Source organism: Streptomyces sp. NPDC002623 (genome assembly GCF_053592635.1).
Map to the genome: position 1 here is coordinate 16178 of NZ_JBSFWB010000008.1, position 20194 is coordinate 36371.

Here is a 20194-nt window from a genome sequence, read left to right on the forward strand (position 1 = left end):
CCATGGATCGCCACGGGCTCGGGCTCCTAGGGTGAACCGATGAGATTACGCCCGGTGTTGGTCGTGCTGTTCCTGCTGCCGCTGCTGTGGGGGGCGGTGTCGCTGCTGAGAGCCGGATCGGCCTACGGCGTCCCGGACTGCCCGGGGATCCAGCTGGGCCCGGACGGCGAGGACCACCCCGGCCGCATGCGACGCGCCTACACCTGCTCGCTCTACTACAACCACACCGAGGACTCGGCCGGCACGGCCACGTACGACCAGCTGAAGGTCGCCCAGGCCCACGAACGCGGCGGCCTGTACCACCAGGGGATCCTGCTCACCCTGTACGGCCTGGCGGGCATCGGCATCGCGACGGCCGCCACCCGCAAGCGCGACGCCGCAGCGCCCTGAACGGGCGCGGGGCGCTGACATATGCGGCTCCGCCGCGCGGGCGCGACCAGCCACGACGGAGCCGCAGCCGAACGACGGCACATCGCGGCACGTCCAGCGGAGCGCTCAGCCGTCCTCCCGCTGGGGGATCCGCTGGACGGATCCCGCGAAGACCCGGTCGATGAGGGCCGCGTACGACGCGATCATGCGGGTTCTGCTGAAACGTTCCCGGGCGGCGGCCGACGCCGGGGCGAACTCGTCGCGCCGGGTCACCGCCTCCGTCCAGGCCGCCGCGATCGCCTGCGGGTCGGGCGGGGTGACGAGGCCGCGGCCCGCCACGATGGCCGCGCTGTCGCCGACGTCCGTGGTCACCGGGACCGCGCCGCACATCATGCCCTCGACCAGGCACAGGGGGGCCGCCTCGCCCCAGGCGGAGGTCAGCGCGACGACGTCGGAGGCGGCGTAGACCGTCTCCATGTCGTGCCGCACGCCGAGCAGGTGGAGCCGCGCCGGAAGGTCCGGCGCGCCGGCGAAGGCGTCCGCGATGTCGCCCGCGAGGCCGGGGTTGGCCGTCGTCATGCCCGCCCCGCACATCAGGACGTGCCCGTCCGGCACCGCGTCCAGCCACGCGGCGGCCGCCGCCAGGAAGAGCGGGACGTTCTTCATGCCGTCGTAGCGGGCGGCGAAGACGACGACCGGGGCCGCGGGGTCCACGCCCAGGGCCGTGCGCACCGCCAGGCGCCGTACGGCGTCCGGGCGGAAGCGGATCAGATCGACGCCGTTCGGGATCACATGCAGCAGGCCCGCCGGGACGCCGGCCGCCTCGTAGGCGGCCCGGGTCGACTCGGCGCAGCACACGGCCGCCGCCACCGTGCCGTCGGCGATCGCGGCCTTGAGGTCGCCGAGGGCGCGGCCCTGGTTCTCGGGGTCGGAGCGGTGCAGACAGACCACGACCGGGCGGCGCGGCAGGCCCGCCCGGGCGAGGAGGGCGAGGGGCTGTTCCTTGAGGGAGAGGACGACGTCCGCGTCGGCCGTCGCCCGAGCGGTATCGGCCAGCTCGGGGCCGGTGAAGACGGCCGGATCCAGGCCCCCGGCGCCCCCGGCGCCGAACGTACGGCCGAGCGAGGTGACGCCCACGTCGGCCGCCGTCAGCTTCCGGTAGCAGGCGTCGTCCTCCATCCGCTGGCGGGTGGCCTCGCGGTGCACCTCGCCGTGGATGCTCAGTACCCGATGGTGCTGGCCGCCTTCCCGCAGTCCCAGCACCACATCGCTGTGCACGATCCGGGCTCCTCCGGAGAAGAAGCCCTCGTAGACCGAGAGCACCCGCAGTCCGTTTCCTCTGCGCACACGATCACCCGCCTCGCACCGATATCCAGCCATCCCCGTGAAGTGCGGGTTAGCCGATATGAGGCGGTACAGACATTACGTCCGAATGAACTGGACGCTTCGGATCCGGGTCTGCTGCATTACCGCGAACGCCCGTCCGCCGACCGCTCGCGCCAGAGCTCGAGCCCGATGTCCACCAGGCCCACCCGGACCAGGGCGGGCACCGCGTCCAGGTCGTGCCAGGCGGCCAGGTCGGTGGAGCCGTTCACCTCGTAGCGCAGCTCGCCGCCGACGACCCTGCCCGCGTAGAGGATGCGGACGCCGTGGTGGTCCACGGGGCCGCGCAGGCCGTCGCGGCGGGAGACATGGCGGGAGGAGTCGATGCCGAGGAGGCCCGTCACCTCGACCCGGTAGCCGGTCTCCTCGTCCAGTTCGCGCACCACGGTGTCGAGGGGGTCCTCGCCGTGCTCCATGCCGCCGCCGGGGAGCACCCACTCCGGTGTGCCGTCGGGGGCCGGTGAGCGGGCGAGCAGGACCGAGCCGTCGCGGACGCAGACGGCGTAGGCCGCCACCCTCAACCTCTTGCGCATGCGAGGACGTTAGCCGGTGGGGTTCCCGCCGACACAGGAGTTTCCGGGCACAGCGTGCGGACAGTCCCCGCACAGAGGGCTCGTAGAGGGTTTTCCCCATTCATCCATATCGATTCGGTCAACTCTCCCCAAACAGCAGTCCCTTGAGTAAAGCTTTGCGGTCATCCGGGACCATGCTCCGGACGACCGTGATCAGGACAGGAACGGCCCGATCACGTGCCGCTCGCTCCTTTACCTACAGGTGCCTACAAGGGATGCCGATGACCCTCACCCCCCAGCGCGAACCGATATCGGGTACCAGACGCGTGGCCCGGATAGCCGTGGCCGCCGGCCTGGTGGCCGCGCTGTCCGCGGCCGGGCCGATACCCCTGGCCTTCTCCGCCGACAGCGGACAGACCCCGGCCGCGGCCGACCCGGGCGTGAAGTCCGCCCACGACAAGCTCGGCTCCGACGACGCCGACCTCCTCGCCGAGGCCAAGGCCGCCGGCGACAAGAACGTCACGCTGATGGTCGCGACCGCCCCCGGCCAGACCGAGCAGGTCGCCGAGGAGCTGGACGCGGTCAAGGGCGGCTCCGTGGGCGAGTCCTACGACAAGGTCGGCTACGTCCGCGCCACCCTCCCGACCGGCAAGGCCGACGCGGCGATCGCCGCCGCCGCCAAGCTGACCTCGGTGCACGCCATCGACCTGCGCCAGGACATCGTCCTCGACGACCCGACGCCGGACGCGGACACCGCCAAGGACGCCAAGTCCACGGCGACGAAGACCTACCCCGCGCCGAACGCGAAGACCCCGGCCGAGAACCCGTACAACCCGTCCTTCGAGACGGGCGCCGTCGACTTCGTGAAGAAGAACCCGAAGGCGGACGGCCGCGGCGTCACCATCGGCATCCTCGACTCCGGTGTGGACCTGGCGCACCCGGCGCTGCAGAAGACCACGACCGGCGAGCGCAAGATCGTCGACTGGGTCACCGCGACCGACCCGATCCTCGACGGCGACGCCTCCTGGCGCCCGATGGTGACTGCCGTCTCCGGGCCCAGCTTCACCTTCGGCGGCCGCACCTGGACCGCGAAGCCCGGCTCGTACCAGATCAACCTCTTCCGGGAGTCCGCCACCGCGGGCGGCGACGCCAAGGGCGACGTCAACCGCGACGGCGACACCACCGACGCCTGGGGCGTCCTGTACGACGCGGCCGCCGGCACGGTCACCGTCGATGTGAACAACAACGGCGACTTCACCGACGACACCGCGATGAAGCCGTACAAGGACGGCTACCAGATCGGGTACTTCGGCACCGACAACCCGGCGACCGACGTCGCCGAGCGGCAGCCGTTCGTCGTGGAGGTCCGCAAGGACGTGCCGATGGACCCGTTCGGCGGCGACTGGGTCGGCAAGACCGCCGACTTCGCCAACATCGGTCTCATCGCCAGCGAGCACGGCACGCACGTCGCCGGCATCACCGCCGCGAACAGCCTGTTCGGCGGCAAGATGAACGGCGCCGCGCCCGGCGCGAAGCTCGTCTCCTCCCGCGCCTGCGTCTTCGGCCCGGGCTGCTCCAACGTCGCGCTCACCGAGGGCATGATCGACCTGGTCGTCAACCGCGGCGTCGACATCGTCAACATGTCGATCGGCGGTCTGCCGACGCTGAACGACGGCAACAACGCGCGCGCCGAGCTGTACACGCGCCTCGTCGACACCTACGGCGTGCAGCTGGTGCTCGCCGGCGGCAACGAGGGCCCCGGCGCCAACACCATCGGCGACCCCGGTCTGGCCGACAAGGTGATCTCGGTCGGCGCGGCCATCTCCAAGGAGACCTGGGCGTCCAACTACGGCTCCCAGGTGACGAAGAAGTACTCGCTGCTGAACTTCTCCTCGCGCGGACCGCGTGAGGACGGCGGCTTCACGCCGACGCTCGTCGCGCCCGGCGCCTCGATCAACACCACGCAGACCTGGCTGGAGGGCGCCCCGGTCGCCGAGTCGGGCTACTCGCTGCCGGCCGGCTACTCCATGCTCCAGGGCACCTCGATGGCCTCCCCGCAGGCCGCGGGCGCCTCGGCGCTGCTGATCTCGGCGGCGAAGCAGCAGAAGGTCGCGCTCACCCCGGCGACCCTGCGCACGGCGCTGACCTCGACCGCCCACCACATCAAGGGTCTCCAGGCGTACGAGGAGGGCGCGGGCGCCATCGACATCGTGGACGCCTGGAAGTCCATCAAGAAGGGCGCCACCGCCCACGACTACACCGTCAAGGCCCCGGTCGACACCGCGCTCGACCAGGCGCTGAAGACCCCGGGCTTCGGCACCGGCATCTACGACCGTGAGAGCGGCCTCAAGGCCGGGCAGAAGAAGACGTACGACGTCACCATCACCCGTACGTCCGGCGCCGACAAGGCGATCCGCCACGAGCTGCACCTCGAGAACAACGCGGCCGGAACCTTCAAGATCCTCGGCTCGGACGAGGTGAAGCTGCCGCTGAACAAGCCGGTGACGATCCAGATCCAGGCCAAGCCGAAGGCCGCGGGCATCGCCAGCGCGATCCTGGAGGTCGACGACCCGAAGACCGAGGGCCTCGACAAGCAGATCCTCAACACGGTCGTCGTCTCGACCCCGGTGAAGCACACCTTCCATGTGTCGAACACCGTGCAGCGCAACAGCTTCCAGTCCTACTTCCTGACCGTGCCCGAGGGCGCCAAGTCCTTCGAGGTCGCGATCGGCGGGCTGAAGGACAAGAGCCAGACCCGGTTCATCTCGATCCACCCGTACGGCGTCGGGGTCGAGGACAGCTCCACGATCTACTGCTACAGCAACTACCCGAACACCAACGGCTGCAGGCCGGACGCCCGTTCGTACCAGAACCCGCAGGCCGGGGTCTGGGAGATCGAGGTCGAGTCGCGCCGCACCTCGCCGCTGCTCGACAACCCGTACACGCTGGACGCCACCGTCTACGGCGCGGCCTTCGACCCGGAGACCGTGACCGTGCCCGAGGCGAAGGTCGGCACCCCGGCCGCCGCCTCCTGGAAGGTCACGAACAACTTCGCGGCCATCGACGGCAAGCTGGCCGGCGGCCCGCTCGGCTCGTCCAAGACGACCCGCCCGACCATCGCGGACCACGAGAACCAGACCACCACGGTCGAGGTCCCGGCCGGCGCCAAGTCGCTCGACGTCTCCATCGGCAACGTCTCCGACGCCTCCGCCGACCTGGACCTGACGGTCTACGACGCGGACGGCAACCAGGTCGCCCAGCAGGCCGACGGTGACTCGGAGGAGGCGGTCTCCATCCCGTCGCCCGCCGCCGGCACCTACACCATCGAGGTCGCGGGCTACTCCGTCCCGGCCGGCACGACGGCGTACGACTACGTGGACGTGTTCTTCTCGTCCTCGCTCGGCACCGTCGACGTCGACGGGTCGACGCCGGTGAAGCTCGCCACGGGCGCCTCGGCGTCGGTCTCCGCGACCGTCACCGCCCTGGCCGCCGCACCCGAGGGCCGGGCCTTCTTCGGCCAGGTCCAGCTGGTGAACGCGCGGGGCACCGTCGCGGGCAGCGGCAACGTGGTGATCGAGAAGGTCACTCCGTAGCGGCTCGACGCATGACAGGGGCGGGCGTCCGTACGGGCGCCCGCCCTTCGTCCGTCACGCCATCCGTCACGTCATCCGTCACGCCGTCCGTCACGTCATTCGCAGGCGACGCCCTCCGTGTCGGGCAGCGCGCGGGCGAGCGCCTCCCGCTCGACGGCGATGTCGGATTCGCCGACCGCCCACAGGTCGGCGGTCGCGGACCCCTTCCCCAGGGCGACCAGGACATGGTCGCCCTCGCCCAGCAGCGGATCCATGTCGTCCTCGACCAGGAACTGGACCTCGGGCCGCGCCGGCTTCTCCGGCTTGTAGGAGCGGGTGACGTCCAGGGTGACCCGCTCCCGGGTGGTGCCGGGCACCCGGACGACATCCGTGACGTCCCCCTCGACGACGAACCGGGCGCAGGCCAGGTAGTCGGGATCGCCGAGGAGCGCCCCCTCCCCGCCCGCGGACGCCTCGGCCCGCTCGTCCGACGCCGCCCCGCTGTCGTCGGCGCTCTTGCTCGACGCGATGTCGGCCGCCCCCCGGCCGACCTCGACGACGACCCACCCGCCCCCGAGCACCAGGGCGCCGGCGGCTGCGACGCCCACGACGCGCAGCGCGAGGGGACGGAGCCGGCGCACCGGGGCAGGCGCCGGTGCCTCGGCGGGCTCCGGGACCGGCTCCGTGAGGACGTCGGCGATGAGGCCGAGCTGCTCGCGGAGAAGAGCGACGTCGGCACGGGCGGAGCGGTGGTCGGGATCGGCGCGGACTTCTTCGGAGAGGTCGCCGGGGGGAACGTCCAGGATGGCGGCCATCAGCGCGTCCATGCCGTCGTGACCGTCGTGACCGTCGTCGTGTGGCTCTTCCACGTCACACCACCTCGTCCTCGTGCAGGCGGGCGCGCAGGGCCCGGACCGCCGTGTGCAGGCGGCTCTTGACCGTGCCCTCCGGGACGCCCAGCTCCCGGGCGATCGAGCGCACCGGAAGGTCGGCGTAGAAGCGCAGGACGACGACCTGACGCTGGGCGTCGGGCAGATCGTCCAGCCCTTGCGCGACGGCCAGGGAGAGCACGCTGGTGTCCTCGCCGGAGGGGTGCTCGTGCTGGCGCAGCGAGGCCAGCCGCTCCCCCAGCCGCTCCTGACGGCGCTTGGCCCGGTGCCAGTCCATGGCGAGGTTGGACGCGACGACCGCCGCCCAGGCGGAGACGTCGCGCGGCGCCTCGTACCCCTTCGCCGCACGCTCCAGCAGCCGCAGGCGGACCTGCTGTACCCCGTCCAGCAGGTCCGCCTGTGGCACCCCGCCCAGGGCGAGCACCGCCCGCACCCGGCGTTCCTGCGCCGCGTCCAGGGGGTCACCGTGTTCGTCCCCCTGGACGCGGCGGGCGATTCTGCGCAGCACAGACACCCCTCCCCTCGCCGCGTTGCCTCTACGACGCCGTGGCGCACCGAAACGTTCGGCGAAACCGTGGGATTTTCTTCAGAGGCGTACGTCACACCGCGCCACGGGGCAGCACAGCTTGCGGCGCGGACCGGTCGCGGGGCCAATTTCTCCAGCTCAGGGGGTGCGCGGGCGGGAGTTCCGCGACCGGGCGCCACGGCGGGGCGTCCCAGCCCTCGGGCATGCCGGCGAAAGAATTGGACAGGTGGGCCGGGGTCGGCCGCATGATGGAAAAGCCACGGCCAGGCAATACGTACGTAACGAGACAGAGGGAGTCGCCGTGAGGGTCGGAATCGTCGGAGCCACCGGTCAGGTCGGCACGGTCATGCGCAGGATCCTCGTCGAGCGGGCTGCATCTTCCCCCCTTGGCCCGGTCACGGAGCTGCGTCTGTTCGCGTCGGCCCGCTCCGCCGGGTCCGTGCTGGACGGCGTGACGGTGGAGGACGCGGCGACGGCCGACTACTCGGGCCTGGACATCGTGCTGTTCTCGGCGGGCGGCGCGACGTCGAAGGCGCTGGCCGAGAAGGTCGCCGCGCAGGGCCCGGTCGTGATCGACAACTCCTCGGCCTGGCGCAAGGACCCGGACGTCCCCCTGGTCGTCTCCGAGGTGAACCCGCACGCGATCGCGAACCGTCCCAAGGGCATCATCGCCAACCCGAACTGCACGACCATGGCCGCGATGCCGGTCCTGAAGCCGCTGCACGCGGAGGCGGGCCTGGAGGCGCTGGTCGTGGCGACGTACCAGGCGGTGTCCGGCTCGGGCGTCGCGGGCGTGGCCGAGCTGCACGGTCAGGCGCAGAAGGTCGTCGCCGACGCGGACAAGCTCACCCACGACGGCGAGTCGGTCGACTACCCCGAGCCGCAGGTCTACAAGCGCCCGATCGCCTTCAACGTCATCCCGCTCGCCGGCTCGATCGTCGACGACGGGCTGAACGAGACGGACGAGGAGCAGAAGCTCCGCAACGAGTCCCGCAAGATCCTGGAGATCCCGGGCCTGAAGGTCTCCGGCACCTGCGTCCGCGTCCCGGTCTTCTCCGGCCACTCGCTCCAGGTCAACGCCCGCTTCGCGCGCCCCCTGTCGGCGGAGCGCGCGACAGAGCTGCTGTCCGCCGCGGAGGGCGTCGTCCTCACCGACATCCCGACCCCCCTCCAGGCGGCCGGCAAGGACCCGTCGTTCGTGGGCCGCATCCGCGAGGACGAGACGGTCGAGCACGGCATCGCCCTCTTCATCTCCAACGACAACCTGCGCAAGGGCGCTGCGCTGAACGCGGTCCAGATCGCGGAGCTGGTGGCGGCGGAGCTGAACGGCTAGGCCTGGCCTAGCGCCTGACCTCGTAGAGGAAGCAGCCGTACTCGACGGCCCGGACGTGCACGAACGCGACGTCCGGGCCGTCGAACGCTTCCCGGAAGGCCGCGTCGAGCTCCCCGGCCTCGACGAGCGCGCCCCCGAGGATGCGCCCCTCGCCGGAGTACCGCCGAACGGTCCGATGGGCATCGCCGAACGGGAACCCGCCCCCGGCCGCCCCGGGAACCGGCCCCGGACAACTCTCGCCGCCGGCATGAACGAACACCGGCCCCTGCTCGTCGTAGGCCCCGGGCTCGGCCCCCGTCTCGGCCGCCCATCGCCGCAGGGGCGCGTAGGAGACGAGCGCGATCCTCTCCCCCACGGCGCTGCGCCGCAGACAGCAGCGCAGCGGCGCACCGCCCTCGTGATCGACGAACGGCGTCACCGGCCGCCCGGCGTCATCACGGACCCGCAGCCCGTCGAGAGCGGAGGCGGGGATGGCCCGCACGGTGTAGTCCCGGGACGTTGTCGTAGAAGTCGTAGAAGCAGCAGTAGAAGTAGCCATACCTCCACCCTCCGGCCGACCGGCCCGTCCGCACCGGCGGATTCCGGACGTCGAGCTCCGGCGAAAGAGATGGTGGTGGGGTCAGTCCGGGCCGGCCCTCGCCGATATCAGCAGCGGTACCGCCGATACGCCGAGCGCCGCCGCAACGTACAGCGCCGCTGTCAGTCCGAAGGCGTCCGAGACGCGGCCCCCGGTGAACGCGCCCAGTGCTATCGCCGTGTTGAAGACTCCGGCGAACATCGCGGACACGGCCTCGCGGGCGTGCGGCACGGCCGTCGAGAGCCAGGTCTGGGCGGAGACGGACACGCCGCCGTAGACCAGGCCCCAGAGGACGAGCAGCGTCGTGGAGAGGGTCGGTGAGGCGGCGGCGGGGACCAGGAGGGCGATCACCGTGCCCAGGGCCGCCGCGATGACGCACAGCAGTCTTCGGGGGCTGCGGGCGGCGAACACGCCCGCCGCGAAGGTGCCCACGACGCCGGCGAGGCCGTAGCAGAGGAGCAGTGTGCCGATCTGGCCGGTGTCCCACCCGCGTACGCGCTCCAGGACCGGGCGGACATAGGTGTACGCGGCGAAGTGACCGACGATCAGCAGTGCCACCGCCGACATCCCGCGCCGTATGCGGGGAACGCCCGCGAGACGTGCCAACTGCCGCAGTCGCACCGGCTGCTCGGCGGGGAGCGGCGGCAACGCGAGGGCCAGGGTCAGCGCGGCTCCCGCCGCGAGGGCGGCCAGGGCGGCGAAGGACCAGCGCCAGCCGACGGCCGTGGCGAGGAGGGTGCCGGCCGGGACGCCCAGCACCGACGCCACGGCCACTCCGCTGAAGACGACCGACGTGGCCCGGCCGACCGACGGCGCCGGGACCAGTCGTACCGCGAGGCCCGCCGCGAGCGCCCACACCCCGCCGATGCAGACCCCGACCAGTGCGCGGGCGGCGAGCAGGATCCGCACGTCGGGCGCCAGGGCGGAGAGGAGGTCGGCCGCGGCGAGCACGAGCAGCAACGCGCACAGGACCTGGCGGCGGTCGGCACGGCGTACCGCGACCGGGAGGAGGGGCGCGGCGACCGCGGCGACCAGTCCGGGCAGAGTGAGGGTGAGGCCGGCCGTGCCTGCCGAGACGTGCAGTCCGTCGCGCAGGGGGGTCAGCAGGCCGACGGGCAGCATCTCGGTGGTGACGACGCAGAAGGTGGCGGCGCCGAGGGCGAGCACGGCGGCCCAGGGGCGGGCGGGGGCCGCAGGGGCGTCCGAGGTAACGCTGGTGGGGGTAGTGGAGGCCATGCCTCCACCATTCAGCGCCGGCCCCATGCTTCCCAGCCCGTCCCGCAGGCCGGACACCTCACGGCCGCCGCCTCGCCAGGAACGTCGTCGCCCCACGCACCCCTCCCGTGGAAGGATGGCGCAACCCACACATATCGAGGAGATGACCGCGTGCCTGGCACAAACCTGACTCGCGAAGAGGCGCAGCAGCGGGCGAAGCTGCTCACCGTTGACTCGTACGAGATCGATCTCGACCTCTCCGGCGCGCAGGAGGGCGGCACCTACCGGTCCGTGACCACGGTGCGCTTCGACGCCGCGGAAGGGGGCTCGGAGTCCTTCATCGACCTCGTCGCCCCGACCGTCCACGAGGTGACCCTCAACGGTGACCCGCTGGACGCCGTCGCGGTGTTCAAGGACTCCCGGATCGCGCTGCCCGGCCTGCTGGAGGGCCGTAACGTCCTGCGCGTCGTCGCCGACTGCGCGTACACCAACACCGGTGAGGGGCTGCACCGGTTCGTCGACCCGGTCGACGAACAGGCCTATCTGTACACGCAGTTCGAGGTGCCGGACGCGCGTCGCGTCTTCGCCAGCTTCGAGCAGCCGGATCTGAAGGCGACCTTCCGGTTCACGGTGAAGGCCCCGAGCGGCTGGACCGTCATCTCCAACTCGCCGACGCCCGAACCCAAGGACGACGTCTGGGAGTTCGAGCCGACGCCGCGGATCTCGTCGTACATCACCGCGCTCGTCGTAGGGCCGTACCACTCCGTCCACAGCGTGTACGAGAAGGACGGGAAGAGCGTCCCGCTCGGCATCTACTGCCGACCGTCCCTCGCCGAGTTCCTCGACTCGGACGCGATCTTCGAGGTCACGCGGCAGGGCTTCGACTGGTTCCAGGAGAAGTTCGACTACGACTACCCGTTCAAGAAGTACGACCAGCTGTTCGTGCCGGAGTTCAACGCGGGCGCGATGGAGAACGCGGGCGCGGTCACCATCCGCGACCAGTACGTCTTCCGGTCGAAGGTGACCGACGCGGCGTACGAGATGCGCGCCGAGACCATCCTGCACGAGCTGGCCCACATGTGGTTCGGCGACCTGGTCACCATGGAGTGGTGGAACGACCTGTGGCTGAACGAGTCGTTCGCCACGTACACGTCGATCGCCTGCCAGGCGTACGCCCCCGACTCGCGCTGGCCGCACTCGTGGACGACGTTCGCCAACTCGATGAAGACCTGGGCGTACCGGCAGGACCAGCTGCCCTCGACCCACCCGATCATGGCCGAGATCCGGGATCTCGACGACGTGCTCGTCAACTTCGACGGGATCACCTACGCCAAGGGCGCGTCCGTCCTGAAGCAGCTCGTGGCGTACGTCGGCATGGACGCGTTCTTCGCGGGCGTGCAGGCCTACTTCAAGCGGCACGCGTTCGGCAACACGCAGCTGTCCGACCTGCTCGGCGCGCTGGAGGAGACCTCCGGCCGTGACCTGGGCACCTGGTCGCAGAAGTGGCTGCAGACCGCCGGCATCAACGTTCTGCGCCCGGAGATCGAGACGGACGCCGACGGTGTCGTCACCGCCTTCGCCATCCGTCAGGAGGCCCCGGCGCTCCCGGCGGGCGCGAAGGGCGAGCCGACGCTGCGCCCGCACCGCATCGCGGTCGGCCTGTACGACCTCGACGGCGACAGCGGCAAGCTGGTCCGCGACGAGCGCCTGGAGCTGGACGTCGACGGCGAGCTGACGGTCGTCCCGCAGCTGGTCGGCAAGCGCCGTCCGGACGTCGTCCTGCTCAACGACGACGACCTGTCGTACGCCAAGGTCCGCCTGGACGAGCAGTCCCTCGCGTTCGTCACCGAGCACCTGGGCGACTTCGAGTCCTCGCTGCCCCGCGCCCTGTGCTGGGCGTCGGCCTGGGACATGACCCGGGACGGCGAACTGCCCACCCACGCCTACCTGTCGCTGGTGCTGTCCGGCATCGGCAAGGAGTCGGACATCGGTGTGGTGCAGTCGCTGCACCGCCAGGTCAAGCTCGCCATCGACCTGTACGGCGCCCCGGCCACCCGCGAGGCCCTGCTGACCCGCTGGACGGACGCCACGCTGGCCCATCTGCGGGCGGCCGACGCGAGCAGCGACCACCAGCTGGCGTGGGCGCGGGCGTTCGCCGCGACGGCCCGCACTCCGGAGCAGCTGGACCTCCTGGAGGCCCTGCTGGACGGTACGCAGACGATCGAGGGCCTGGCCGTCGACACCGAGCTGCGCTGGGCGTTCGTGCTGCGCCTCGCGGCGGTCGGCCGGTTCGACGAGGCGGAGATCGCCGGGGAGTACGAGCGGGACAAGACAGCGGCCGGCGAGCGTCACGCGGCGAGCGCGCGGGCCGCGCGTCCGACGCCGGAGGCCAAGGCGGAGGCGTGGGCGTCGGTCGTGGAGTCCGACAAGCTGCCCAACGCGCTCCAGGAGGCGGTCATCGGCGGCTTCGTCCAGACCGACCAGCGTGAGCTGCTCGCGTCGTACACGGAGCGGTACTTCGAGGCCGTCAAGGGCGTCTGGGACTCCCGTTCGCACGAGATCGCCCAGCAGATCGCGGTCGGTCTCTACCCGACGATCCAGGTCTCCCGGGAGACCCTGGACCGGACGGACGCCTGGCTGGCCTCGGCCGAGCCGAACGCGGCCCTGCGCCGCCTCGTCTCCGAGGCCCGCTCGGGCGTGGAGCGCGCGCTGCGGGCCCAGGCGGCCGACGCGCAGTAGGTTCCGCGCAGGTGACGGCAGAGGGCGCCCGGTGTCACATCGGGCGCCCTCTGCCGTCACCCGGACGCCGTCTCGTGCAGCGCCTTGCGGACGGTGTGCGGCGGGCGTGGTGCGGCCGGGCGTCCCGCCCACAGTTGCCCCGCCACCGTCGCGCCGAACGCCAGCACCATGCCCGCCAGCTGGAGCGGCGTCAGGGACTGCCCGAGGGCGGCCCAGCCGACGACGGCCGCGGTCAGCGGGGAGAGCGGGCCGAGGAAGGTGACCCGGGTCGCGCCGAGCCGGCCGATGCCCCGGAACCAGAGCCAGTACGAGACGGCCGTGTTCCCCAGGGCGAGGTAGAGGTAACCGCCGATCGCGCGCCCGTCCAGGGCGGGCGGGGCGCCCTCGATCAGGAAGGCGAGCGGGGCGATGAGCAGGCCGCCCGCGGTGAGCTGCCAGCCGGTGAGCGCGAGCGGGCCGACGCCTTCGGGGCTGCCCCACTTCCTGGTGAGCACCGTGCCGGCCGACATCGAGGCGGTGGAGGCGATCGCGGCGAGCACGCCGAGCCCGTCCAGCGCCCCGGCCGCCTTCAGCACGACCAGGCTGACGCCGAACACGGCCACGATCCCGGCGAGGAGGGTCCGTGCGGTCGGCCGCTGCCCGAGCAGCAGCGCCGAGAGGGCCACGACGAACAGCGGGCCGGCCGAGCTGACGACGGCGGCCGTGCCGCCGGGCAGCCGGTAGGCGGCGAGGAAGAGGAGGGGGAAGAAGGCGCCGATGTTCAGCGCGCCGAGTATCGCGGCCTTCCCCCACCAGACGCCCCGGGGCAGCACCCGGCCGAGCGCGAGCAGCAGCAGCCCGGCGGGCAGGGCCCGCAGCAGGCCGGTGAACAGGGGCCGGTCGGCGGGGAGGAACTCGGTGGTGACGGCGTAGGTGGTGCCCCAGGAGATCGGGGCGAGGGCGGTGAGCAGGACGGTCGCTGACCTCTTCATGGCAAATAGCTTAGCGCTAAGCAACTTAGCGTCAACCCTCTTACCTCCGATCCGCTTAGTGCGTATCCACTTAGTGCAGATCCGCTTAGTACAGAGCCACTTTCTTGCGGGCGATCGAACCCGGCGGGATACTCACCGCATGAGCAGTCAGCACCCCCCGCGCGAGGACCCCGTCGACGCGATCATCGGGCAGTGGGCGACGGTCCGGCCCGACCTCGACACCGCCGCCATGGAGGTCTTCGGCCGGATCTCCCGGCTCGCGCGCGCGATGACCGACCGCATGGAGAAGGCGTACGGCGCCCTCGGCATCGGACGCGGCGAGTTCGACGTCCTCGCCACCCTGCGCCGCTCCGGCGAGCCCTACACCCTCTCGCCCCGCCAGCTCTCGGCCACGCTGATGCTCACCACCGGCGGGATGACCGGCCGCCTCGACAAGCTGGAACGGGCCGCCCTGCTGCGCCGCTCCCCCGACCCGCACGACCGCCGCGGCCTCCAGGTCACGCTGACGGACAAGGGGCTGGACCTGGTGGACCGCGCGGTCGGCGCGGGCCTCGCCGTCCAGACGGAGGCCCTGAACGCCGCCCTGAACGCCGAACAGGCCGGCCGCCTGGCCGACCTGTTGCGAGAGCTGCTGGTGGTCACGGAGACCCCGGGCCACTGAGCGGGGACGGACGCGGGGAGTTGACGGACCCGGAGGATGGACCCGGGGGGATCAGCCGTCCTCGGGCGGCCAGGGGAATCCGAGCTCCGCGGCGCGCTCGCGGCTGCCGCCGCAGAGCTGTGCGTAGGTCTTCGGGTCCTCCCCGGCCAGTCGGCGCAGCGCGGCGGCGGCCTGCGCCTCGGGTGGGGAGCCGTCGTCCGGGAGGGTCCAGCGGAACTGGAGCGGATCGCCGTCCGCCGCCCCGGCCCCGAGTCCCGGCGCGTACAAGAACGTCACCACGGTCGTGTCCGGGTCCTCGTGGCCGGTACCGATCCAGCCCCGGCGCGCGTCCCACCGGGCGAGCAGCTCCGGCCGTTCCACCAGCCCCGCCTTGATCAGACGGGCCGTCCTACGGGCCCGCCAGGACCAGGAGTCGTCGGCCTCCGCCCGGGCGATCTCCGCGTCGTAGGCGGCGGCGTCGAAGCGGAGGGCGGGGAGTTCGGGCGCGGACCCCTGGGGGCAGGTGAAGTCCGGCCGCCGCCACTCCTCCCACACGACCTCCGCGCCGTCGCGGCGGATCGTGACGTAGAGCGCGCCGCAGCAGCCCTCGGTGCACCAGGCCTCGGCGAGCTGCACCCGGCGGGGCTCGGGACCGGCCCGCAGCAGCCGGTCGTCCAGCAGGCGTTCGGGGCTGTGCACGGGACCGGGCGGGAAGACCTCCGGGACGAGCGGACGCCCGTCGACGAGGATGCGGGCCTCGACGGGCTCCCGGTCCACGGGGTCGCCGGCCACGACCTCGATGCGCAGCCGGCCGGCGGCGGTCGTGAACGGACGCCGTCCGGTGCGGCGGATCCAGCCGGCGCGGGCGTCGCCCGGATCCGTCTCGGCCAGGGCTGCCCAGGACGGCTCCGCGAGCAGTCGGTCGAGAGAGTCGAGGAGCGCCCCGCGGCAGCCTGAGGGCCAGTCCAGCAGCGCTCCGGCGCCGGTGCTCAGATCCTGGGCGAGCGAGAGAAGGGTCGCGTGGTGTTCGAGGGTCGGGGGCAGGAGGCCCGCCCGGTCGACGACCGTCCCGTAGACACTGCGCGCGTCGTGGTAGGCGAGGAGCTCGGTCGGGTCGTCGGAGGAGCACGCCATCCGGACGAGGAGGCGGCCCGCCCGGGCGAGCAGGGCCGGGTCGGCGGGCCGCTCGGCGAGCAGGTCGGGCAGTCGGACGGCTTCCGCGATCCGGCGGGCGGTCGCGGTGCCGATGAAGCGGGCGTCGGCGGGGAAGGCCACCAGCTCGCCGGGGACGGCCCGGCTGTCGCCCGTCCCCAGCGCGCGGACGAGCGGCAGCAGTTCGGCTCGGCGGACCGAGGAGACGAGCCAGACGACGGCGGCGGCCCTGCGGTCGAGGGCGTCGAGCGCCTGGACGGCCGGACCGTTGAGCGATCGCAGCAGACCGAGGGCTGCCGCACACGGGACGTCCTCGGCTTCGCCGACTCGGGCGAGAAGTGCGAGGCCCGCGATGACGGCGGGCACGGCCGTGCCGGTGCGGGTCAGTCCCCTGGCCAGGGCGCGGGCCGCAGCGTGCTGTTCGGCCGGCAGCGGCAGCGCGGCGACGGCGGACAGGATCAGGTGTCGATGGCGGCCGCGGACGCCGAGTTCGGCGAAGCGGCGATGCAGGGCGGCCGGATCCTCCGGCAACGGCTGCAGCGCTTCCGGGATGACGGCCGCGGCAGTCCGGTAGGGCAGCCGGGTCTCGCTGTCGTCGGATTCGGCCGCTGAGGCCGACGGGCCGGGGAGGTCGAAGCCGCGGCCGGGCGGGAGCCCGTCGGAGGACTCCCGCAGCAGGCGCTGCACATGGTCGTACAGGGCCGGGTCGTGCGGGGCGGGAGGGAGCGCGGTGCGCTCTTCCGGGGCGCTCACCGAGCGCAGGGGAACTCGATTCCGTGGGTCATGCGCGGAAGCGTGCCAGTGCGGCCGCAGCCTGTCGACGGAATTACCTGCCGCCAGGCGGTGCGGCCGCTGTGCGGCTCAGTCGGTGGTCAGGCCTTCGCCCTGGTGGGCTTCGCGACGCGGTGCTCGGTCTTGGACTTGTCGAGGACCATCACCAGCCCGGTGATCACCCCGAACAGCGCGAGCGGCGCCAGGACATAGAGGCCCAGCGTGTCGATGACACTCAGGCCCTGGCCGGGGTCGTCACCGTCGTCGCGGGTCAGCGCGAGCGCGGGGGACGACATGAGCAGCATCATCAGCGTCGTACCGGCAGCCAGGGCGCCGGCGCGCAGGGCGTTCTTCTTGTCCACGGTGCAAAGTTAGCGAACGACGTCGGGGTGCGCGCGCCCGGGGGTGCGTAAGGGGCGCCCCCAGGCGCCTTGCCCGCCCGAGGGGCGCTCGCTATCGCTCTCCGGACGCCTCCGCGAACACCTCCGCCAACGCCCGCAGCCGAGGCGAGCTGGTCAGCTGTTCCAAGGTGACCGGAAGGCCCTCCGCGTCCGCGATGGGAAGGCGCCAGTTCGGATACTGGTCCCAGGTGCCGGGCAGGTTCTGCGGGCGGCGGTCGCCGACGCCGTCCGGCAGCCAGACGCCGATCATGCGGGCCGGGGTGCGCAGCAGGAAGCGGTGGACGGCCTGGATCTCGGCCTCCTCCGAGGAGCGGTCGCTGCCGCCGCCGGTGCCGGCCAGCAGCCCGAGGCGGGTGAGCTGGGCCAGCCACTCCCCGACATCGCCTGCCGCCTCCGCCCGTTCCTCCTCCAGCGGGCGGGTCAACAGGCCCAGCCGGTCGCGGAGTTCGACGTGCTCGCCGGTGAGCCGGGCGGCGGTGGAGGGCAGGTCGTGGGTGGTGGCGGTGGCCAGGCAGTCGGCGCGCCAGCGGTCGGGGGGCAGGGGGCGTCCGTCGCCGTCCCAGTCCCGTTCGAACCACAGGACGGACGTGCCGAGCACGCCCCGTTCGCGCAGCGCCTCCCGGACGCCCGGCTCGACGGTGCCGAGGTCCTCGCCGATCACCACCGAGCCCGCCCGGGAGGCCTCCAGGACCAGCACGGCGAGCATGGCCTCGGCGTCGTAGCGGACGTACGCGCCCTGCGTCGGCGGTTCGCCCTGCGGGACCCACCAGAGGCGGAACAGGCCCATGACGTGGTCGATGCGCAGCGCGCCGGCGTAACGGAAGAGGGCCCGCAGCAGGCGTCGGTAGGGCTCGTAGCCGGACGCGGCCAGCCGGTCCGGGCGCCAGGGCGGCAGACCCCAGTCCTGGCCGCGGGCGTTGAAGGCGTCCGGCGGGGCGCCGACCGACATCCCGGCGGCGAAGTACTCCTGCTGGGCCCAGGCGTCGGCCCCCTCGGGGTGCACGCCGACCGCGAGGTCGTGCACGATCCCGACCGGCATGCCCGCCTCGCGCGCGCCGCGCTGGGCGTCGGTGAGCTGGGTGTCGGTGAGCCAGGCGAGACGGGAGTGGAAGTCGACGCGGTCCATCAACTCGCCGCGGGCGCGGGCGGTTTCGGCGGACCGCGGGTCGCGCAGCGCCTCGGGCCACCGCTGCCACCGCGACCCGTGCACCTCGGCGAGCGCGCACCAGGTGGCGTGGTCCTCCAGCGCCTGACCCTGCTCGGCGAGGAAGTCGCAGTAGGCGGCGCGCCGGCCGGGCCCGAGCGGCACCTCGGCGACCAGCTCCAGCGCCTGCCGCTTGAGCTCCCAGACGGCGTCCCGGTCGATCAACTCCCCCTTTTCCAGGACGGCTTCGCGCAGCCGTCCGGCGCGCTCGAACACCGAGCGCGGAGCGTCCGGGCGGACGTACGCGAACTCGGGGACGTTCTCGACCCGCAGATGCACCGGATCGGGGAAGCGGCGCGAGGAGGGCCGGTACGGGGACGGATCCGTCGGCGCCCCCGGTACGGCCGCGTGCAACGGGTTGACCTGCACGAACCCGGCCCCGAGCACCCGTCCCGCCCAGCCGGCCAGCTCGCCGAGGTCCCCGAGGTCGCCCATGCCCCAGGAGCGCTGGGAGAGCAGGGAGTAGAGCTGGACGAGGAATCCGTACGAGCGTCCCTCGGGCGTGGGCAGGCGGGGCGGGGCGACGACGAGATGGGCGCGGCCGGTGCGCCCGTCGGGTGCGACGACCGTCAACCGGTGCACCCCGGCGGGAAGTCGCTCGACGGAGTCGCGGCTCTCGCCCTGCTCGGTCTCGATGTGCAGCCGGGCGCCCTCGGGGAGGCCGGCGAGCGCCTCGCACGGGCTGCCGCTCCAGCACACGACCGTCGGCGGCAGCAGCCGCTCGCGCAGTTCCCGTTCCCGGACGGCGAGGGCGGCGCGGACCGCCTGCGGGGTGTCCGCGTCGACGTCGAGGGCGGCCAGGGCGCGGGTGACGGCGGCGGCCGAGGCCGTGACCGTACGGTCCGGGGAGGGCTGGTAGGAGGTGGCGACGCCGTACAGCGCGGCGAGTCGGGCGAGCTCCTCTCCGGGGGGCGCGGTCATCTACGGCCTCGTGGAGTCTGGGTCCGCGGCGAACGGCGGCTCGCTGGTCAGGGGCTCGGCGTCGGGCAGCGGCGGCTCGCTGGTCAGCGGGGGCTCGGCGGCGGGGCTCTCCGCGATCAGGGCACGGGTCTCTTCGGGCCGGGTGGACGGGTCCACCGGGCGTTTGCAGCGGGCCGGCGCGATCACGGTGGCCTCCTCGTGGGGTACGGATCGGATACCGCAGCCCTACCCAGTGGACGCGAGGACAGACGTCCTCACCACATCACATCCCCCCGCGGCACACCGACGCGCCGGCCCTGCCGTGCGCCCCGAAGGGCCCCGTGGCCTTGCCCTGCCGACTGCGCGACGCCACGGGGCATGAAGAAGCCCGGATCCGTCAGGCGGAGATGCCGTCGATCCGGGCCAGGGCGTCGTCCGCGCCGTACGGCTGCAAGTACGGCAGCCAGCGCGGGTCCCTATGGCCCGTGCCGATGATGCGCCAGGCGAGGCCGGAGGGAGGGGCGGGTTTATGGCGCAGCCGCCAGCCGATCTCGACGAGGTGCCGGTCGGCCTTGACATGGTTGCAGCGACGGCAGGACGCCACGACGTTGTCCCACACGTGCTTGCCCCCACGGCTGCGCGGGATGACGTGGTCGACGCTGGTTGCGACGCCACCGCAGTACATGCACCGGCCCCCGTCGCGCGCGAAGAGCGCCCTGCGGGTAAGAGGAACGGGCCCCCGATAGGGAACCCGGACGAATCGCTTGAGCCGGACCACGCTGGGTGCGGGGACTGTGACGGTCGCGCTGTGCATAAAGGCGCCGGATTCCTCCAGGGAGATTGCCTTGTTCTCCAGGACGAGGACGAGCGCGCGGCGGAGCGGTACGACGCCGAGCGGCTCGTACGACGCGTTGAGGACCAGGACATGCGGCACGGATGCCTCCTTGGGCGTCGGCGGCGCGTGGCTCGCGCCGGGACGATCTGCAGCCAGTCTCTCCTCTTGCCTGGTGGACGCGCCACCATGTCCCGGTAACGGGCT

At 72.6% G+C, this 20194-nt stretch carries 17 protein-coding genes; 5 read left to right on the forward strand and 12 right to left on the reverse strand.

Annotated elements, in window-relative coordinates; all coding sequences use genetic code 11:
* Window positions 1-39 precede the first annotated feature (39 nt).
* The gene (locus ACWD4O_RS16350) at window positions 40-390 is read left to right on the forward strand and encodes a hypothetical protein (protein WP_451280359.1); all 351 of its coding nucleotides are present in this window, start codon (window positions 40-42) and stop codon (window positions 388-390) included.
* 105 nt (window positions 391-495) lie between these two features.
* Here ACWD4O_RS16350 and ACWD4O_RS16355 read toward each other — a convergent pair whose 3' ends face one another.
* Both ACWD4O_RS16355 and ACWD4O_RS16360 read right to left on the reverse strand, forming a co-directional pair.
* Window positions 496-1692 carry a glycosyltransferase gene (locus tag ACWD4O_RS16355; RefSeq protein ID WP_451280858.1) on the reverse strand — a complete coding sequence of 399 codons (1197 nt, stop codon included), beginning with the start codon at window positions 1690-1692 and terminating at the stop codon, window positions 496-498.
* A gap of 143 nt (window positions 1693-1835) precedes the next feature.
* On the reverse strand, window positions 1836-2285 hold the full coding sequence (locus ACWD4O_RS16360; RefSeq protein WP_451280360.1) for an NUDIX hydrolase: 450 nt from the start codon (window positions 2283-2285) through the stop codon (window positions 1836-1838).
* Window positions 2286-2545: 260 nt separating this feature from the next.
* Here ACWD4O_RS16360 and ACWD4O_RS16365 point away from each other — a divergent pair, with 260 nt between their 5' ends.
* Window positions 2546-5857 carry a S8 family serine peptidase gene (locus tag ACWD4O_RS16365; RefSeq protein ID WP_451280362.1) on the forward strand — a complete coding sequence of 1104 codons (3312 nt, stop codon included), beginning with the start codon at window positions 2546-2548 and terminating at the stop codon, window positions 5855-5857.
* A gap of 95 nt (window positions 5858-5952) precedes the next feature.
* Here the strand turns inward: ACWD4O_RS16365 and ACWD4O_RS16370 are convergent, their stop codons facing one another.
* Window positions 5953-6705: a hypothetical protein gene (locus ACWD4O_RS16370; protein WP_451280364.1), complete on the reverse strand. Its 753-nt coding sequence runs from the start codon at window positions 6703-6705 to the stop codon at window positions 5953-5955.
* A 1-nt stretch (window position 6706) separates the two neighbouring features.
* Window positions 6707-7234: a sigma-70 family RNA polymerase sigma factor gene (locus tag ACWD4O_RS16375; protein WP_398425356.1), complete on the reverse strand. Its 528-nt coding sequence runs from the start codon at window positions 7232-7234 to the stop codon at window positions 6707-6709.
* 319 nt (window positions 7235-7553) lie between these two features.
* Here ACWD4O_RS16375 and ACWD4O_RS16380 point away from each other — a divergent pair, with 319 nt between their 5' ends.
* Window positions 7554-8585 (forward strand): aspartate-semialdehyde dehydrogenase, encoded by a 1032-nt coding sequence (locus ACWD4O_RS16380; RefSeq protein WP_451280366.1) that lies wholly within the window; start codon window positions 7554-7556, stop codon window positions 8583-8585.
* Between the two features lie 7 nt (window positions 8586-8592).
* On the opposite strand, the gene ACWD4O_RS16385 is transcribed toward ACWD4O_RS16380, so the two are convergent.
* Both ACWD4O_RS16385 and ACWD4O_RS16390 read right to left on the reverse strand, forming a co-directional pair.
* A complete protein-coding gene (locus tag ACWD4O_RS16385) occupies window positions 8593-9123 on the reverse strand; it encodes a DUF1203 domain-containing protein (RefSeq protein ID WP_451280368.1) in 531 nt (176 codons plus the stop codon).
* Window positions 9124-9204: 81 nt separating this feature from the next.
* Window positions 9205-10398 (reverse strand): MFS transporter, encoded by a 1194-nt coding sequence (locus ACWD4O_RS16390; RefSeq protein ID WP_451280370.1) that lies wholly within the window; start codon window positions 10396-10398, stop codon window positions 9205-9207.
* A 150-nt stretch (window positions 10399-10548) separates the two neighbouring features.
* On the opposite strand from ACWD4O_RS16390, the gene pepN reads away from it, so the two are divergent.
* On the forward strand, window positions 10549-13116 hold the full coding sequence (gene pepN / locus ACWD4O_RS16395; RefSeq protein ID WP_451280372.1) for an aminopeptidase N: 2568 nt from the start codon (window positions 10549-10551) through the stop codon (window positions 13114-13116).
* Window positions 13117-13172: 56 nt separating this feature from the next.
* Here the strand turns inward: pepN and ACWD4O_RS16400 are convergent, their stop codons facing one another.
* Window positions 13173-14087, reverse strand: coding sequence for an EamA family transporter (locus tag ACWD4O_RS16400; protein ID WP_451280374.1), 915 nt, complete (start codon window positions 14085-14087; stop codon window positions 13173-13175).
* 139 nt (window positions 14088-14226) lie between these two features.
* On the opposite strand from ACWD4O_RS16400, the gene ACWD4O_RS16405 reads away from it, so the two are divergent.
* Window positions 14227-14748, forward strand: coding sequence for a MarR family winged helix-turn-helix transcriptional regulator (locus ACWD4O_RS16405; RefSeq protein WP_451280376.1), 522 nt, complete (start codon window positions 14227-14229; stop codon window positions 14746-14748).
* 51 nt (window positions 14749-14799) lie between these two features.
* On the opposite strand, the gene ACWD4O_RS16410 is transcribed toward ACWD4O_RS16405, so the two are convergent.
* From ACWD4O_RS16410 to ACWD4O_RS16430, 5 genes are all read right to left on the reverse strand, one after another.
* Window positions 14800-16632, reverse strand: a complete 1833-nt coding sequence (locus ACWD4O_RS16410) for a hypothetical protein (RefSeq protein WP_451280378.1) — start codon at window positions 16630-16632, stop codon at window positions 14800-14802.
* A 119-nt stretch (window positions 16633-16751) separates the two neighbouring features.
* Window positions 16752-17012 (reverse strand): hypothetical protein, encoded by a 261-nt coding sequence (locus ACWD4O_RS16415; protein WP_451280380.1) that lies wholly within the window; start codon window positions 17010-17012, stop codon window positions 16752-16754.
* Between the two features lie 91 nt (window positions 17013-17103).
* Complete coding sequence (gene malQ, locus ACWD4O_RS16420) at window positions 17104-19176, reverse strand: 4-alpha-glucanotransferase (RefSeq protein WP_451280381.1); 2073 nt, start codon at window positions 19174-19176, stop codon at window positions 17104-17106.
* Complete coding sequence (locus ACWD4O_RS16425) at window positions 19177-19362, reverse strand: hypothetical protein (protein WP_450945937.1); 186 nt, start codon at window positions 19360-19362, stop codon at window positions 19177-19179. It abuts the gene before it with no gap.
* 190 nt (window positions 19363-19552) lie between these two features.
* A complete protein-coding gene (locus ACWD4O_RS16430) occupies window positions 19553-20089 on the reverse strand; it encodes an HNH endonuclease (RefSeq protein ID WP_450945852.1) in 537 nt (178 codons plus the stop codon).
* Window positions 20090-20194: the final 105 nt, after the last annotated feature.

Coding starts and splice junctions, on each gene's coding strand:
- ACWD4O_RS16350 (WP_451280359.1), top strand. CDS start 40: ATGAGATTACGCCCGGTGTTGGTCGTGCTGTTCCTGCTGCCGCTGCTG.
- ACWD4O_RS16360 (WP_451280360.1), bottom strand. CDS start 2,285: ATGCGCAAGAGGTTGAGGGTGGCGGCCTACGCCGTCTGCGTCCGCGAC.
- ACWD4O_RS16365 (WP_451280362.1), top strand. CDS start 2,546: ATGACCCTCACCCCCCAGCGCGAACCGATATCGGGTACCAGACGCGTG.
- ACWD4O_RS16385 (WP_451280368.1), bottom strand. CDS start 9,123: ATGGCTACTTCTACTGCTGCTTCTACGACTTCTACGACAACGTCCCGG.
- ACWD4O_RS16390 (WP_451280370.1), bottom strand. CDS start 10,398: ATGGCCTCCACTACCCCCACCAGCGTTACCTCGGACGCCCCTGCGGCC.
- ACWD4O_RS16400 (WP_451280374.1), bottom strand. CDS start 14,087: ATGAAGAGGTCAGCGACCGTCCTGCTCACCGCCCTCGCCCCGATCTCC.
- ACWD4O_RS16405 (WP_451280376.1), top strand. CDS start 14,227: ATGAGCAGTCAGCACCCCCCGCGCGAGGACCCCGTCGACGCGATCATC.
- malQ (WP_451280381.1), bottom strand. CDS start 19,176: ATGACCGCGCCCCCCGGAGAGGAGCTCGCCCGACTCGCCGCGCTGTAC.